This is a genomic window from Futiania mangrovi (assembly GCF_024158125.1).
In the GTDB taxonomy this organism is placed as follows: domain Bacteria; phylum Pseudomonadota; class Alphaproteobacteria; order Futianiales; family Futianiaceae; genus Futiania; species Futiania mangrovi.
The window spans coordinates 485,818-502,104 of sequence record NZ_JAMZFT010000001.1 but is presented as its reverse complement, the minus strand read 5'-3'; the positions used below and the strand labels follow the sequence as shown (position 1 = coordinate 502,104).

Here is a 16,287-nt window from a genome sequence, read left to right as displayed (position 1 = left end):
GCCGTCCGTGAACCGGTCGCTCCGCCCTCAGGCGTCGAGCTTGGCCTTCAGCAGGTCGTTGACCGCCTGCGGGTTCGCCTTGCCTTGCGTCTTCTTCATCACCTGGCCGACGAACCAGCCGATCAGCTTGTCCTTGCCGCCCTTGTAGGCGGCGACATTGTCGGGGCTCTCGGCGATCACGGCGTCGATGGCCGCCTCGATCGCGCCGGTGTCGGTCACCTGCCGCAGCCCGCGCTTCTCCACGATCTCCGCCGGGTCGCCGCCCTCGGTCCACAGGATCTCGAACACGTCCTTGCCGATCTTGCCCGAGATGGTGCCGTCCTTGATAAGGGCGCACATCCGCCCCAGCGCGTCGGCCGGGATCGGCGCGTCCTCGATCTCGAGGCCTTCCTTGTTCAGGCGGCCGAACAGCTCGTTCGAGACCCAGGTGACGGCAAGGCGGGCGTCGCCGCCCACCTCCACGACGCGCTCGAAATAGGCCGCCGACGCCTGGTCCGCGACGAGCACGCCCGCGTCATAGGCGCTGAGGCCGTAATCCTTCTCGAACCGCGCCTTCTTGACGTCCGGCAGTTCCGGCAGCCCGGTGCGGACGGCGGCCACCCAGTCCTCGTCCAGTTCCAGCGGCAGCAGGTCGGGATCGGGGAAGTAGCGGTAGTCGTGTGCCTCCTCCTTCGACCGCATCGAGCGCGTCTCGCCCTTGTTCGGATCGAACAGCCGCGTCTCCTGCACGATGGTGCCGCCGTCCTCGATGATGTCGATCTGGCGGCGCGCCTCGTACTCGATGGCCTGCTGGATGAAGCGCATGGAGTTGACGTTCTTGATCTCGCAGCGCGTGCCATAGTCGGCGCCCGGCTTGCGGACGGAGACATTGACGTCCGCCCGCATCTGGCCCTTCTCCATGTCGCCGCCGCAGGTGCCGAGATAGCGCAGGATCGTGCGCAGCTTCCGCATGAAGGCGGCCGCCTCCTCCGAAGAGCGCAGGTCGGGCTTGCTCACGATCTCCATCAGCGCAACGCCTGCGCGGTTAAGGTCCACGAAGGAGTAGTCCGGGTGCTGGTCGTGCAGGCTTTTCCCTGCGTCCTGCTCCAAGTGCAGACGCTCGATCCCCACAACCCGCGCCGTGCCGTCGGGCAGGTCGACCACGACCTCCCCCTCGCCCACGATCGGGTACTGGTACTGGCTGATCTGGTAGCCCGCCGGAAGGTCCGGATAGAAGTAGTTCTTCCGGTCGAAGCGCGACCAGAGATTGATCTGCGCCTTGAGGCCGAGGCCGGTCTTGACCGCCTGCTCCACGCAATACTCGTTGATCACCGGAAGCATGCCCGGGAAAGCCGCGTCGACCAGCGACACGTTCTCGTTGGGCGCCGCGCCGAACTCGGTCGAGGCGCCGGAGAAGAGCTTCGACTTCGACGCGACCTGGGCATGCACCTCCATGCCGATCACGATTTCCCAGTCGCCGGTCGCGCCCCGGATGAGCTTCGGCTCGGGGGCCTTCAGTTCCGCGGTCGTCATGTGCGTACCCTCCTGCCCCGTCACCACCACTTGTCCGGCCGCGGCATGACGCCGGCCGCATCCTCGACCGCCTGGCCGGCGGCGAACAGCGTCTCCTCGTCGAACGGCCGCCCGATCAGCTGCAGGCCGAGCGGCAGCCCCTGCCCGTCGCGGCCCGCAGGCACCGCGATGCCAGGCAGGCCCGCGAGGTTCACCGTCACCGTGAACACGTCGTTGAGGTACATGGTGACCGGGTCCGTGATCTCGCCCGAAGCAAAGGCCGCCGACGGCGTCGCGGGCGTCAGCAGCACGTCGCAGACGTCGAACGCCTGCTCGAAGTCGCGCTTGATGAGCGTGCGAATCTTCTGCGCCTTGAGGTAATAGGCGTCGTAATAGCCCGCCGACAGCACATAGGTGCCGATCATGATGCGCCGCTTCACCTCGCGGCCGAAGCCCGCCGCGCGCGTCCTTTCGTACATCTCGACGATGCCGTCGCCCTGTTCCGCGGCCCGCAGGCCGTAGCGCACGCCATCGTAGCGCGCGAGGTTCGAAGAGGCCTCCGCCGGCGCGACGATGTAATAGGCCGGCAGCGCGTATTTCGTGTGCGGTAGCGAGACCTCGACGACCTTCGCGCCCGCGTCCTTCAGCCAGTCGATGCCCTGCTGCCAGAGCGCCTCGATCTCCGGCGCCATGCCGTCGACGCGGTACTCCTTCGGGATGCCGACGGTCAGGCCCTTCACGCCGCGCCCGACGGCCGCGGCAAAATCCGGCACCGGCCGGTCGGCGGAGGTCGAATCCTTCGGATCGTGACCGGCCATCGAGCCCAGCATGATCGCCGCGTCGCGCACCGTGCGCGTCATCGGCCCCGCCTGGTCGAGCGAGCTTGCGAACGCCACGATGCCCCAGCGCGAGCAGCGCCCGTAGGTCGGCTTGATGCCCACGGTGCCCGTGAAGGCCGCGGGCTGGCGGATCGAGCCGCCGGTGTCGGTGCCCGTCGCCGCCACGCAAAGGCCGCCCGCGACCGCCGCCGCCGAGCCGCCGGAAGAGCCGCCCGGCACCAGCGGCTTGCCGTCGGCGCGCCGCCACGGGTTGACCGCGTTGCCGAAGTGGGACGTCTCGTTCGACGACCCCATGGCGAACTCGTCGAGGTTGGTCTTGCCGAGCAGGACCGCCCCGTCGCGCCAGAGGTTCTCCGTCACGGTCGACTCGTAGGTCGGCGCGAACGCGCCGAGGATGTGGCTACCTGCCGTGGAGCGCACGCCCTTCGTGCAGAACAGGTCCTTCACGCCGAGCGGGATGCCGGTCAGCGGACGGATGTCGTCGGCGGCGATGGCGGCGTCGGCGGCGTTCGCCATCTCGCGCGCGGCGTCCGCCGTCACCGTGATGTAGGCGTTGAGCGCGCCGTTGCCTGCCTCGATCGCGCCGAGATAGGCCTCGGTCAGCTCCCGCGCCGTGAACTCCCGCCGGTCGAGGCCGGTGCGCGCCTCGGCGAGGCTGAGGGTCGTCAGATCGGTCATGTCTGTCCCTTTACTCGACCACGGTCGGCACCATGAAGAAGCCGTCTTCCTTCATGGGCGCGTTCTTCACGATGTCGTCCGGATAGCCGCCGTCGGTCACAAAGTCGGCGCGCCGTGTCAGCGCCATCGGCGTGACCGAGGTCATGGGCGGCACGTCGTCGGTCGGCACCTCGCCCAGTTGCTCGACCCAGGCGAGAATCCCGTTCAGCTCTTCCTTGAGCGGCTGGACCTCCTCCTCCTTCAGCGCAATGCGCGACAGGTGGGCGATCCGGCGGACGGTGGCGTCATCGACCGACATGGGGCTCTGTCCCTCGTTGGCGTCTCGTGGCGGGTGGCAAGATGGCGTCGCGAGGACGCGGGCCTTGTCTTAGCCCCGGGAGCGGGCGCGCGGCAAGCCTCGCAACGCATCCATGCCGCGGTGCCGCTTGACAGCCCCCTGCCCGCCCCGTACCGCCGTCGCCCATGAACGCAAGCGCCGATCCCCTGTCACCCGACGCCGAAAGCTTTGCCGCCCTGCTGAGGCCGGGCGGGCGGCTGATGGGCATCGACCTCGGCACCAAGACCATCGGCGTCGCGCTCTCCGACGTGGGCCGGCAGGTGGCAAGCCCGTTCGAGACGCTGAAGCGCACGAAGTTCGGGCCGGACTCGCAGCGCCTTGGCGCCATCGCGCAAGACCACGGCGTCTGCGGCATCGTCATCGGCTTTCCGCTGAACATGGACGGCACGGTTGGCCCGCGCGCGCAGGCGAGCCGGGCGTTCGCGCGCAACATCGCCGCCGCGCTGTCGCTTCCCGTGCTTCTGTGGGACGAGCGCATGTCGACCATGGCTGTGGAGCGCACGCTGATCGAGGCGGATCTGAGCCGCGCAAAGCGGGCCGAGGTCGTGGACCGCGCGGCGGCCGCCTACATCCTGCAGGGCGTGCTCGACCGGCTCGGCAGACTGGCACGGCCGTGAGCGCCATCGTCCTTGCGCTCCTGCCGGTCGTCGCGATCCTCGTGCTCGGGCAGGCGCTGGTGCGCACCCGACTCTTCGGGCCGGAGACATGGGGCCCCATCGAGCGGATCGTCTATTTCGTGCTCTTTCCCTGCCTGATCGTGCGGGCCATCGCGACGGCGGAGTTCGAAGGCGCCCCGGTCGGCCAGATGGCGGCGACGCTGGTCGCGGCACAGGTTCTGCTCGCGGCCGCCGCCTATCTCTCGCGCCTGTCGCAGACCGTCGACAGCCCGGCCTTCGCCAGCATCTTCCAGTCGAACGTGCGCTGGAACACCTATGTGGCGCTTGCGGTCGCGGCGGGGCTTTACGGGCCCGACGGGCTGGCGCTCACCGCCATTGCGGCGGGCGCGCTGATCCCGGTCGCCAACATCCTCGCGGTCTGGGGCTTCGTGACCTACGGGCGGCGGCGCGAGGACGGGAAGCGCCCGCCGATCCTGAAGAGCCTCGCCACCAATCCCCTGCTGATGGCCTGCGTGGTCGGCCTCGCGATCCGGGAATCGGGGTGGAAACTTCCGGAACTTCTCTCCGACACGCTGCAGATCATGGGCGGCGGCACGCTGGCGCTGGGACTTCTGGCGGCAGGTGCGGGCCTCGATCTGAAACGGCTCGCGACCGCGGGCGGCACAGTGCTCACCTGGTCGCTGGTGCGCGTCCTGGGGATGCCGCTGATCGTCTGGGCGCTCGGCCCGCTCTTCGGGGTGGAGGGGCTGGCGCTCTCGGTCGCGATCATCGCCACCTCCACGCCGACCGCGGTCAATGGCTACATTCTCGCCAAGCAACTGGGCGGCGACGCGCAGCTTTCGGCCAGCCTGATCGCCGCGCAGACCGTGATCGCGCTCGCCACCATGCCCGTCATGCTGGCCCTGCTGCTTCCGTAAGGGACCGGAGGGGCGCACGTCGCCGCTTGTCCAAGGGGATGGCGTTCGCTATTCCTGCGGCTCATGACCGCAACGCCGCGCCCCAGCTTTCCCTTCACCCACCGCCACCTGCTCGGCATCCGGGCTCTGTCGGAATGGGACGTCGGAACCATCCTCGACCTCGCCGACACATATGTCGACCTGAACCGGCAAGCGACGAAGAAGCGTGACACGCTGCGCGGGCGCACCCAGATCAATCTGTTCTTCGAGCCGTCGACGCGCACGCAAAGCTCGTTCGAGCTGGCGGGCAAGCGGCTCGGCGCGGACGTGATGAACATGTCGGTCGCCTCCTCGGCGGTGAAGAAGGGCGAGACGCTGGTCGACACGGCGACGACGCTCAACGCCATGCGGCCAGACCTGCTGGTCGTGCGCCACGCCCAGTCCGGCGCGGTGGAGCTTCTGTCGCAGAAGGTGCGCTGCGCGGTCGTGAACGCTGGCGACGGCGCGCACGAGCATCCGACCCAGGCGCTGCTCGACGCGCTGACCATGCGCCGCCGCTTCGGCAAGATCGCGCGCCTGACGGTCGCGATCTGCGGCGACATCCTGCACAGCCGGGTGGCGCGCTCGAACATCCTCCTGCTCAACACCATGGGCGCGCGGGTCCGGCTGATCGCGCCGCCGACCCTGCTGCCGCCTGCCGCGGACCGGCTGGGCGCGGAGATCTTCCATTCGATGGAAGAGGGGCTGAAGGGCGTCGACGCGGTGATGATGCTGCGTCTGCAGCTCGAGCGGATGCAGGGTGCCTTCGTGCCGTCGGTCCGGGAGTATTTCCACTTCTACGGGCTCGACTACCGCAAGCTGGCGCTGGCCGAGCCGCACGCCATCGTCATGCACCCCGGGCCGATGAACCGGGGCGTGGAGATCGATTCCGAGCTTGCCGACGACCTGTCGCGCAGCGTCATCCGCGACCAGGTGGAGATGGGGGTGGCGGTGCGCATGGCCGTGCTGGACCTCCTGTCGCAGAACCTCTCGGATGGTGGGGAGGCAGGGCGATGACCGGCACGCGCACCCTCTTTCACAATGCACGCCTCGTCGACCCGGCGACGGGGCGCGACGAGGCGGGCGGCCTTCTTGTCGAGGATGGGCGGATCGCGGACCTCGGGCCGCATCTCTCGGCCGGAACGGTCACGGACGCCGAGGCCGTCGACTGCCGCGGGCACGTGCTCGCGCCCGGCCTGATCGACATGCGCGTCTTCATCGGGGAGCCGGGCGCCGACCACCGCGAGACGCTGGAAACCGCGGGCGACGCGGCGGCGGCGGGCGGCATCACGACCATGGTGCTGCAACCCAACACCGACCCGGTGATCGAGGATCCGGCACTCGTGGAGTTCGTGCGCCGGCGCGGCAAGATCCGCTCGGCGGTGAACGTGGAGTGCATGGCGGCGCTGACCAAGGGCACCGCGGGTCAGGAGATGACCGAGATCGGCCTGCTGAAGGACGCGGGCGCGCTGGCCTTCACGGATGGCGACCGGACGGTGCCGAGCGCGCTGGTGATGCGCCGCGCCCTGACCTATGCGAGCGCGTTCGACGCCCTCGTCGTCGCGCACGCGGAAGACCCGACCCTCTCGGGCGGCGTGATGAACGAAGGGGAAGTTTCCGGCCGCCTCGGCCTGTCGGGGAGCCCGGCGGTGGCGGAAACGATCACCGTCGACCGCGACATGCGGCTCGTCGCGCTGACGGGTGCGCGCTATCACCTGGGCCAGGTGAGCACATCTGCCAGCCTCGACGTGATCCGGGCCGCGAAGGCGCAAGGCCTGCCCGTTACCGCGGGCGTCTCGGCGCAGCACCTGGCGCTCAACGAGATCGACATCGCGAGCTACCGCACATTCTTCAAGATGCGCCCGCCGCTGAGGCGGGAGGAGGACCGCGCGGCCTGCGTTGCGGCGCTGGCCGACGGCACCATCGACGTGGTCGTCTCCGCGCACGATCCGCAGGACGAGGAATCGAAGCGCCTGCCCTTCGGCGAGGCGGCCTATGGCGCGGCAGGGCTGGAGACGCTCTTGCCCGTGCTGCTCTGGCTGCATCATCTGGGCGAGGTGCCGCTCGCGACCGCGCTGAAGGCCGCAACCGCCCGCCCGGCGGAGTTGCTGGGGCTGGAGGCGGGCCGCCTCGCGCCCGGTGCGCCCGCGGATCTCGTGCTGATCGACCTCGACCGCCCGTGGATCCTGAAGCGGGAGGCGCTGCGCTCGCGCTCCAAGAACACGCCCTACGAGGACCGGCGTTTCATGGGCCGGGCGATCCGTACCGTCGTGGGCGGACGCACCGTGTTCGACCTCGCCGCGGGTGCGGCGGAAGGAGGCGGCGGTGCCTGATCCCATCGACTGGGGAACGGCCCTGCCCTTCTATCTCGCCGCGCTGATCGGCGGCTACCTGCTTGGGTCCATCCCCTTCGGCCTGCTGATCGCGCGGGCGATGGGGCTGGGCGATGTGCGCAGCATGGGGTCGGGCAACATCGGCGCGACCAACGTCCTGCGCACGGGCTCGAAACTTGCCGCACTCGCCACGCTCGCGGGCGACATGGGCAAGGGCGCCGCCGCCGTGCTGATCGCGCGGATGTGGGGCCCGGACATCATGACGATCGCGGCCTTCGGCGCCTTTATCGGCCACCTCTACCCGGTCTGGCTGGGCTTCAAGGGCGGCAAGGGCGTCGCGACCTTCCTCGGCATCGCGCTCGCGGTTTCCTTCTGGCCGGCGGGCGTGCTGACCGCCCTCGCCTGGCTCATCGCGGCCGCCGTCTTCCGCTTTTCCTCGCTGGCGTCGCTCGCCTCCGCCACGGCGGCGCCCGTTGCGTTCAATCTGTACGGTTCGGCGCAGATGATGGAGCTGTTCCTTGCTCTCGCCGTCCTGATCTTCTGGCGCCACCGGTCGAACATCGGGCGCCTTCTCAAGGGGACAGAACCCCGGATCGGCGAGAAGAAGGACAAGACTGCATGACCCCATTGCCCGTGTCTCCGCCGCGTACCGAGGCGGAACGCATCGACTGGCTCCGCCTGATCCGCAGCGAGAACGTCGGCCCGGTTACCTTCGTCCAGCTTCTGCGCCACTACGGCAGCGCGGGCGCAGCGCTCGCGGCGCTTCCCAAGCTCGCCGAACGCGGCGGCATGGCACGCCGGATCCGCATCGCGGAGGCGGGCGAGGCGCGGCGCGAACTGGACGCGGCGGCAGAGGCGGGTGCGGAGATGCTGTGTCTCGGCGCCGCCACCTATCCGCGCCTGCTCGCACTGATCGACGCGCCGCCGCCCGTACTCTGGGCCCGGGGCCATGTCCATCTGCTCTCTGACCCCGCCGTCGCCATCGTGGGCGCGCGCAACGCGTCCGCCGCGGGTCAGCGGATGGCACAGCAGATCGCCGCGGGCCTCGGCGAAAGCCGGGTCGTCGTCGCCTCCGGTCTTGCGCGCGGCATCGACACTGCGGCGCATCGGGCGAGCCTCGCGACCGGCACCGTGGCCGTGCTCGCGGGCGGCGTCGACGACATCTATCCGCCGGAAAACGCCGGACTTTACGCGGAGCTTGCGGAGACCGGCTGCATCCTCTCCGAAATGCCAATGGGCATGAAGCCGCAGGGCCGACATTTCCCGCGCCGAAACCGGATCATCTCGGGCCTCTCCTACGGCACGGTGGTGATCGAGGCGGCGCGGCAATCGGGCTCGCTGACTACCGCGCGCTTCGCTGCCGACCAGGGGCGCGAGGTGATGGCCGTGCCGGGCTCCCCGCTCGACCCGCGCTGCCAGGGCTCGAACCGGCTGCTGCGCGAGGGCGCAACGCTCGTCCAGTCGGCGGACGACGTGCTCGACACGCTGCGGCCCGTGATGGGCGGCTCGATGACGGAGCCCGACAGCCGCGAGCCTCTGCTGCCCTTCCCCGCCCCACCGGCGGAGGAAACGCTGAGCGACGCCCGCGCCGCGGTGACCTCGCTGCTGGGCCCGACGCCTGTCGACATCGACACCCTCGTCCGGATGAGCGGTTTGACACCCCCGGTCGTTTCGATGATCTTGCTCGAACTCGAGCTGGCAGGGCGCCTGGAGCGGCACGCTGGCCATCAGGTATCTCTGATCTAGTGTTCGCGAGGGGAGAACCTCCCGCGAACCGGACACGCACGCAAGGCATCTCATGACCGTCGTCATCGTCGAATCGCCGGCCAAGGCCAAGACGATCAACAAGTACCTGGGCACCGGCTACACGGTGCTTGCCTCCTATGGCCATGTCCGCGACCTGCCCGCGAAGGACGGCTCCGTCCGCCCGGACGAGGACTTCGCCATGGAGTGGGAGGCCGACCCCAAGTCGGCCAAGCGGCTTAAGGACATCACGGACGCGGTGAAGGCCGACGACCGGCTTGTGCTCGCGACGGACCCCGACCGCGAGGGCGAGGCGATCTCGTGGCACGTGCTCGAGGTGCTGAGGAAGCGCGGCGCGCTCAAGGGCAAGGAGGTCCAGCGCGTCGTCTTCAACCAGATCACAAAGTCCGCGGTCACGGAGGCGATGCGCCATCCGCGCCAGGTCGACCAGGAACTGGTGGACGCCTATCTCGCACGGCGCGCGCTCGACTATCTCGTGGGCTTCACGCTCTCTCCCGTGCTGTGGCGCAAGCTGCCGGGTGCGCGGTCTGCCGGCCGCGTGCAGTCGGTCGCCCTGCGCCTCGTCGTCGACCGCGAGATGGAGATCGAGCGGTTCGTTGCGCGCGAATACTGGTCGGTGACGGTTGATGCCAAGGCGCCCGACGGCAGCCCCTTCCAGGCACGGCTGCACAGCCTCGACGGCAAGACGCTGAAGAAGTTCGACCTCGAGAACGAAACCGCCGCCGCCCGCGCGGTCAAGGCGATCGAGGCCGGGCGCTTCTCGGTGTCGGAGGTCGAGAGCAAGCCCGTGCGGCGCAATCCCTCGCCGCCCTTCACCACCTCGACGCTGCAGCAGGAGGCTTCGCGCAAGCTCGGCTTCAACGCCAAGCGGACGATGCAGGTCGCCCAGCAGCTTTACGAGGGCGTCGAGATCGGCGGCGAGACCGTGGGCCTCATCACCTACATGCGGACCGACGGCATGGACCTCGCGCCGGAAGCGTTGCACGATATCCGCGCGGCGGTGGGCAAGCGCTTCGGCGACCGCTACCTGCCGGACAGCCCCCGCGTCTACAAGTCCAAGGCGAAGAACGCGCAGGAAGCTCACGAGGCGATCCGCCCGACCGACCCGGCCCGCGCGCCGGAGACGCTGCGCCTGTCCGGCGACCTTGCCCGGCTCTACGAACTTATCTGGAAGCGCACCATAGCCTGCCAGATGGAAGCCGCCGTCATGGAGCGCACCACCGTGGATATCGCGGCGGACGGCGTGGGCCTGCGCGCGACCGGCAGCGTCGTGACCTTCGACGGCTTCCTGAAGCTCTACGAGGAGGGGCGCGACGACACCGCCGACGACGAGGACGGGAGGCTTCTGCCCAAGCTCGTCCAGGGCGATGCGGTCGCGGTGGAGAAGGTCACGCCGAACCAGCATTTCACCGAGCCGCCGCCCCGCTTCACCGAGGCGACGCTGGTCAAGCGCATGGAGGAGCTGGGCATCGGGCGCCCGTCGACCTATGCGTCGGTGCTCTCGGTCCTGCGCGACCGCAACTATGTCCGCATGGAGAAGAACCGCTTCGTGCCGGAGGACAAGGGGCGGATCGTCACCCATTTCCTCGAGCATTTCTTCAACCGCTACGTGGAGTACGACTTCACCGCCGACCTCGAGGAGAAGCTCGACCTCGTCTCCGACGGCAAGGTCAGCTGGAAGGAGCTTCTGCGCGACTTCTGGCGCGATTTCATCGCCGCCATCGACGACATCAAGGACCTGCGCGTGGGCGAGGTCCTGGAAAAACTCAACGAGGTGCTGGAACCGCACTTCTTCCCCCAGAAGGAGGGCGAGGACGGCGACCCGCGCGCCTGCCCGGCGTGCGCCGACGGGCGGCTCAGCCTGAAGCTCGGCAAGTTCGGTGCCTTCATCGGCTGCTCCAATTATCCCGAGTGCCGCTACACCCGCCAGCTTGCCGCGAACGGCAATGGCGAGGACGGGGCCGACGAGGGGCCGAAACTGCTGGGCGAGGACGAGGACGGCACGCCGATCACGCTGCGCAGCGGCCGCTTCGGGCCTTACGTCCAGCGCGGCGAGGGCGAGAAGCCTCCCCGCGCCAGCGTCCCGAAGGATGTCCCGCTGGAGCGCGTGGATCTGGAGTTTGCGCTGCGGCTCCTGTCGCTGCCGCGCGCCGTCGGCCTTCATCCGGAAACGGGCGAACCGATCAACGCGGGAATCGGGCGCTACGGCCCCTATGTGCAGCACGGGCGGACCTACGCCAATCTGCCCTCGACCGACGACGTGTTCACGATCGGTCTCAACCACGCGGTCTCCCTGATCGCGGAGAAGCAGAACAAGGGCGGGCGCGGCACACCGGCCGCACTGAAGACGCTGGGGGCGCACCCCGACGGCGGCCCGGTCGAACTGCGCGACGGGCGCTACGGCCCCTATGTGAGCCACGGCAAGGTCAACGCGACCCTGCCGCGCGGGCTCGACAAGGACGAGATCACGCTGGAGCGTGCGCTCGAACTTCTCGCGGCCAAGGCGGCGGCCAAGGGCGGAAAGGCCAAGCCGGCTGCGACGAAGGCCGCCCCGAAGAAGGCTGCGCCCAAGAAAGCCGGAACGAAGAAGACCGCCAAGTCCACGGCGGCAGGCTGAGGCGCCGGTGGCCCGCACGAAACACGAAGCGACCCTCCCCTCGCGCGAGGAGATCCTGCGCTACATCGCCGACAGCCCGGTCAAGGTCGGCAAGCGCGAGATCGCGCGCGCGTTCGGCATCAAGGGCGGTGCGGCAAAGGTCGAACTGAAGCGCCTGCTTGCCGAAATGTCGCAGGAGGGCCTGATCGAGGGCCGGGCACGGCGGTCGATCACGCGGGCGGGCGAACTTCCGCCGGTCGCCGTGCTCGACATCGTCGACGCAGACCCGGACGGCGAACTGATCGCGGTGCCCGTGGCCAAGGGGCGGGAAACGGGCGACGGCGAGCCTCCGCGTATCCTTCTCGCGCCCGCCTCGCGCCGCGATGCGCATGTGCCCGGCATCGGCGACCGGGTGCTTGCCCGCCTCACCCGGACGGAGGAGGACGGCGCCGTCCTCTACGAAGCGCGCGTCATCCGCAAGCTGGGCCAGGGCCGCAAACAGGTGCTCGGCGTCTTCCGCAAGGTCGACCGGCACGCCCGGATCATTCCGACCGACAAGCGCGACCGGACCGAGTACCAGGTCGCGCCCGAGGACTGGGGCGGCGCGCGGAACGGCGATCTCGTGATGGCGGAGGTGGCGCCCGCCGGGCGGCGTGGCGGCGGACGCGCGGCCCGCGTGCGCGAGGTGCTGGGCCCGCGTCTCGACGACCCGCGTGCGATCAGCCTGATCGCAGTGCACGAACATGGCATCCCGGTCGACTTCCCCGACGACGCGCTGGAGCAGGCGAAGGCGGCGCGCGCGGTGCGAACCCTGGGTGACCGGACCGACCTGCGGGACATGCCCCTCGTCACCATCGACCCGGAGGACGCGCGCGACCACGACGACGCCGTGCACGCCATGCCGGACGACGACCCGAAGAACCCGGGCGGCCACATCGTCACCGTCGCCATCGCCGACGTCGCGCATTATGTGACGCCGGGCTCCGCCCTCGACCGCGCGGCGTGGGAGCGCGGCAACTCGTGCTATTTCCCCGACCGCGTGGTCCCGATGCTGCCGGAGCGGCTGTCGAACGAACTGTGCTCGCTGAACGAGGGCGTGGACCGGCCCTGCCTCGCGGTGCGGATGACCTTCGACGCGCATGGCCGCAAGCTGCGCCATGAGTTCATGCGCGGCCTGATGCGCTCTGCGGCGAGCCTTTCCTATGCGCAGGTGCAGCAGGCGTGGGACGGCGCGCCGGGGCCGGAGACGACGGCCCTGCACGACGGCGTGCTCGCCCCCCTCTTCGCCGCCTACGAGGCCGCGAAGATCGCACGGGAGGCGCGCGCGCCCCTCGACCTCGACCTGCCGGAGCACAAGATCGTGCTGAACGAGGCAGGGGAGGTGGAAAGCATCCGCCCGCGCGAGCGGCTGGAGGCGCACCGGCTTATCGAGGAATTCATGATCCTCGCGAACGTGGCGGCGGCGGAAACGCTGGAGCGGCGGCGCACCCCGCTGATCTACCGGGTGCACGACACTCCGGACCGGGAAAAGCTGCTGTCGCTCAGGGATTTCCTCCAGACGATCGGCCTCAAGCTCTCGCTGGGACAGGTCATGGAGCCGCGCATCTTCAACCGGATCCTCACGCTCGCCCGCAACACCGGCAACGAGGAGCTGGTGAGCACCGTGGTGCTGCGCAGCCAGTCCCAGGCGGTCTACAGCCCGGAGAACATCGGCCATTTCGGCCTCAACCTCGGCAAGTACGCGCATTTCACCTCGCCGATCCGGCGCTACGCCGACCTCGTGGTCCATCGGGCGCTGATCCGTGCGCTCGACCTCGGCAAGGGCAAACTGACGGACGAGGAGATCGGCCGCCTCGACGAGACGGCGGAGCATATCTCCCAGACCGAACGCCGCGCCATGGCGGCGGAGCGCGAGTCGACCGACCGCTATCTCGCGGCCTTCATGGCCGACCGCGTGGGGCTGGAGTTCGAGGGGCGCATCGCCTCCGCCACGCGCTTCGGCCTGTTCGTCCGCCTGCCCGAGATGGGGGCCGACGGCCTCATCCCCATCGCGACGCTGCCCGGCGACTACTACCGGCATGACGAGAGCGCGCATGCCCTCGTGGGCGAGAACACGGGTCTCACCTTCCGGCTGGGCGACAGTCTGACCGTTCGGCTGGCTGAGGCGACGCCGGTGACGGGCGGCCTGCGGTTCGAACTGATCGAGGGCGGCAAGCCCGGCAAGCCTGCGCGGGGACGAAAGACCGGCAGGCGGCCGGGCAGCGGGGCCCCGGGCAAGACGAAGCCGGGCCGAACGCGCCGCTGAGCCCCCTGCGGAGCGTTGTCGCATCAGGGCACCCATGACGCGCCGGGGCTTGCGCCGGCACGGTGCTTGCGGCCATATCCTTGAGCCATGACCCAGACCTATCTCAGCGAGCCTGCGCTCGACGCCGATCCGCGCCCGGTATCCGCATCCATGTGGCGCGGCGCGAAGTCGCGCTGCCCCTCCTGCGGGAAGGGCAGCCTGTTCCGGCGCTTTCTGAAAGTGACGGACCATTGCCCGGCCTGCGGGGCGGAGATGTACCATCACCGCGCGGACGACCTTCCGGCCTATCTCGTCATCTTCGTTGTCGGGCACATCGTGATCCCCGCGCTGCTGGTGGTCGAGATCGCATATGCCCCGCCGATGTGGATGCACATGACCGGGTGGTCGGCGCTGGTGATCGCGCTGTCGCTGGGACTGATCCAGCCGATCAAGGGCGCGGTCGTGGGCTTGCAATGGGCGCTGAGGATGCACGGCTTCGGCGGCGACGAGACATGACCGTCATCCGGCCGCGCCACGCATCGACCCTGATCATCCTGCGCCGCGAGGGAGAGACGACGCGCGTGCTGATGGGCGAGCGGCACGGCCGCCATGCCTTCATGCCCAATGTGACGGTCTTTCCGGGTGGCGCCGTCGACCCGGTGGACCACCGGCTGTCCTGCGCCTTCGACCTGCCGGGGGACAGCGTGGAGCGCCTGCTCGACCGGCCGCGCGGCTGCACCGCACGCGGACTGGCGCTCGCCGCCATCCGCGAGACGTTCGAGGAAACCGGCCTGCGCATCGCCCATCGCACGGGGCGATCCCTGCGCAGCCGTAACCGCGACTGGGCGGAGTTCAACGAGGGCGGATTCGAGCCCGCGGTCGACCGCCTCGCCTTCGTCGCGCGCGCCATCACGCCTCCCGGACCCAAGCGGCGCTACGACACGCGCTTTTTCGCCACGACCATCGATGCCATCGCCGGCGACCCGGACGATTTCTCGCGCGCGAGCGGGGAGCTGGGCGACCTGAGCTGGATCGACGTCGACGACGTGCTCTCCCGCGACATCCGTCCGGTGACCCAGCGCGGCCTGCGCTTCGCGCTCAAATGGCTGAACATGCCGGACCCTGAACGCCCGGAACGTCCCATCCCCTTCACCTACATGCGCAACGGGAAGCGCGTCCTGGACAAGGTCTGAGGGCATGCCGGCGGCGGCGGGAGAAGGGCGCGTGCGCTCCATCGCAGCCGTCGTGGCAGGTGCCAGCATCGTCGGCCTGGTGCTGAGCCTCACCCTGCCGCTGCTTGCCATCCGCATGGAGGAGGCGGGCGCCTCCGCCACCTTCATCGGCGCGAACAGCGCCATGCCGGCGCTGGCCATCCTGCTGGTGACGCCGTTCCTGCCGCGCCTGCTCGGCCGCTTCGGCACGGCGCCCGTCCTCATGTGGTGCCTGCTGCTGACCGCGGGCACGCTTGCCCTTTTCCATCCTGTCGAAAACCTCTGGTGGTGGTTCCCGCTGCGGTTCCTGAACGGGATCGGCATCGTCAGCATCTTCGTCATCAGCGAATCCTGGATCCAGGCGGTCGCGACCCGGGAGACACGCGGACGCCTGGTGGCGCTCTATACCACCTGCTTCTCCGTCGGCTGGGCGGGCGGACCCGCCATCCTCGCCACACTTGGCACGCAAGGCGCTGCCCCTTTCGCCGCAGGCGTCGTCCTGATCCTTTCGGCAGCCGGAGTGATCGCCTGGGGCCGCGACGTGGCGCCGCGCCTCGGCGGACGCTCGCCGCGGGCGGCCTGGTCCTTCCTGGCCGAACGTCCGGCGGTGTTCGGCGCGATCATCTGCTTCTCGGCCATCGAGGCGGGCATCTTCACGCTGCTGCCGGTCTATGGATTGCGCGTCGGCCTGGCAGAGGGCCCGGCGGCGCTGACGCTGACCGCCGTGGGCCTCGGCAGCGCGGCCCTGCAATACCCGATCGGGATGCTGTCGGACCGCATCGGGCGCCATCCTGTGCTGGTCCTGTGCGCGCTGACGGGCGTTGCGGGCGCGGTCAGCCTGCCGGCCTTCGCGGGGAACCCGCCCCTTCTCTACGCCAGCATGTTCCTGTGGGCGGGCGTCGTCGCCGGCCTCTACACGACCGCGATGGCGGCGCTGGGCGACACCTACGAGGGCGCCGATCTCGTTGCCGCAACCGCGACCTTCACGGTCATGTACGGCATCGGTGCGCTGGCCGGACCGCCGCTTGCGGGCCTGTCGATGGATGCCCTCGACCCGCACGGACTGGCCGTGATGCTGGGGGCCATCTGCGCGGTTTACGCGGTTCTCGCAGGCGTGCGCGGGATGCGGTCGCGGCGCTTGACTTCCGGCGCGGGCGAAGGCATGTAAGCGCCTCACGCGGGGCCGGACCTGACCGGCGCCG

14 protein-coding genes are annotated in these 16,287 nt (G+C 69.7%); 11 read left to right on the top strand and 3 right to left on the bottom strand.

Annotated features, from left to right (window positions below; translation table 11 throughout):
* Positions 1-27: 27 nt before the first annotated feature.
* Genes gatB through gatC form a run of 3 tightly spaced genes read right to left on the bottom strand, consistent with a single transcriptional unit; the run spans position 28 to position 3,306 of the window.
* Entirely contained in the window at positions 28-1,512 is a 1,485-nt protein-coding gene (gene gatB, locus NJQ99_RS02510) for an Asp-tRNA(Asn)/Glu-tRNA(Gln) amidotransferase subunit GatB (RefSeq protein WP_269331220.1), read from the bottom strand.
* 20 nt (positions 1,513-1,532) lie between these two features.
* Positions 1,533-3,008: an Asp-tRNA(Asn)/Glu-tRNA(Gln) amidotransferase subunit GatA gene (gene gatA / locus NJQ99_RS02505; protein ID WP_269331219.1), complete on the bottom strand. Its 1,476-nt coding sequence runs from the start codon at positions 3,006-3,008 to the stop codon at positions 1,533-1,535.
* A 10-nt stretch (positions 3,009-3,018) separates the two neighbouring features.
* Entirely contained in the window at positions 3,019-3,306 is a 288-nt protein-coding gene (gene gatC, locus NJQ99_RS02500) for an Asp-tRNA(Asn)/Glu-tRNA(Gln) amidotransferase subunit GatC (RefSeq protein ID WP_269331218.1), read from the bottom strand.
* Between the two features lie 164 nt (positions 3,307-3,470).
* Here gatC and ruvX point away from each other — a divergent pair, with 164 nt between their 5' ends.
* The 11 genes from ruvX to NJQ99_RS02445 all read left to right on the top strand — a co-directional run bounded on the left by ruvX (position 3,471) and on the right by NJQ99_RS02445 (position 16,253).
* On the top strand, positions 3,471-3,962 hold the full coding sequence (gene ruvX / locus NJQ99_RS02495) for a Holliday junction resolvase RuvX (RefSeq protein WP_269331217.1): 492 nt from the start codon (positions 3,471-3,473) through the stop codon (positions 3,960-3,962).
* A complete protein-coding gene (locus tag NJQ99_RS02490) occupies positions 3,959-4,879 on the top strand; it encodes an AEC family transporter (RefSeq protein ID WP_269331216.1) in 921 nt (306 codons plus the stop codon). Before ruvX ends, NJQ99_RS02490 begins: the two co-directional genes overlap by 4 nt.
* A gap of 63 nt (positions 4,880-4,942) precedes the next feature.
* The gene (locus NJQ99_RS02485; RefSeq protein WP_269331215.1) at positions 4,943-5,914 is read left to right on the top strand and encodes an aspartate carbamoyltransferase catalytic subunit; all 972 of its coding nucleotides are present in this window, start codon (positions 4,943-4,945) and stop codon (positions 5,912-5,914) included.
* On the top strand, positions 5,911-7,230 hold the full coding sequence (gene pyrC, locus NJQ99_RS02480) for a dihydroorotase (RefSeq protein ID WP_269331214.1): 1,320 nt from the start codon (positions 5,911-5,913) through the stop codon (positions 7,228-7,230). Before NJQ99_RS02485 ends, pyrC begins: the two co-directional genes overlap by 4 nt.
* Entirely contained in the window at positions 7,223-7,852 is a 630-nt protein-coding gene (gene plsY / locus NJQ99_RS02475; RefSeq protein ID WP_269331213.1) for a glycerol-3-phosphate 1-O-acyltransferase PlsY, read from the top strand. The genes pyrC and plsY overlap by 8 nt, the downstream gene beginning before the upstream one ends.
* On the top strand, positions 7,849-8,976 hold the full coding sequence (gene dprA, locus NJQ99_RS02470; RefSeq protein WP_269331212.1) for a DNA-processing protein DprA: 1,128 nt from the start codon (positions 7,849-7,851) through the stop codon (positions 8,974-8,976). Before plsY ends, dprA begins: the two co-directional genes overlap by 4 nt.
* A gap of 52 nt (positions 8,977-9,028) precedes the next feature.
* A complete protein-coding gene (gene topA, locus NJQ99_RS02465; RefSeq protein ID WP_269331211.1) occupies positions 9,029-11,611 on the top strand; it encodes a type I DNA topoisomerase in 2,583 nt (860 codons plus the stop codon).
* Positions 11,612-11,618: 7 nt separating this feature from the next.
* The gene (gene rnr, locus NJQ99_RS02460; RefSeq protein WP_269331210.1) at positions 11,619-13,895 is read left to right on the top strand and encodes a ribonuclease R; all 2,277 of its coding nucleotides are present in this window, start codon (positions 11,619-11,621) and stop codon (positions 13,893-13,895) included.
* Between the two features lie 87 nt (positions 13,896-13,982).
* On the top strand, positions 13,983-14,390 hold the full coding sequence (locus NJQ99_RS02455; RefSeq protein ID WP_269331209.1) for a DUF983 domain-containing protein: 408 nt from the start codon (positions 13,983-13,985) through the stop codon (positions 14,388-14,390).
* Complete coding sequence (locus tag NJQ99_RS02450) at positions 14,387-15,067, top strand: NUDIX hydrolase (RefSeq protein ID WP_269331208.1); 681 nt, start codon at positions 14,387-14,389, stop codon at positions 15,065-15,067. The genes NJQ99_RS02455 and NJQ99_RS02450 overlap by 4 nt, the downstream gene beginning before the upstream one ends.
* A gap of 31 nt (positions 15,068-15,098) precedes the next feature.
* Positions 15,099-16,253: an MFS transporter gene (locus NJQ99_RS02445; protein WP_269331207.1), complete on the top strand. Its 1,155-nt coding sequence runs from the start codon at positions 15,099-15,101 to the stop codon at positions 16,251-16,253.
* Positions 16,254-16,287 lie beyond the last annotated feature (34 nt).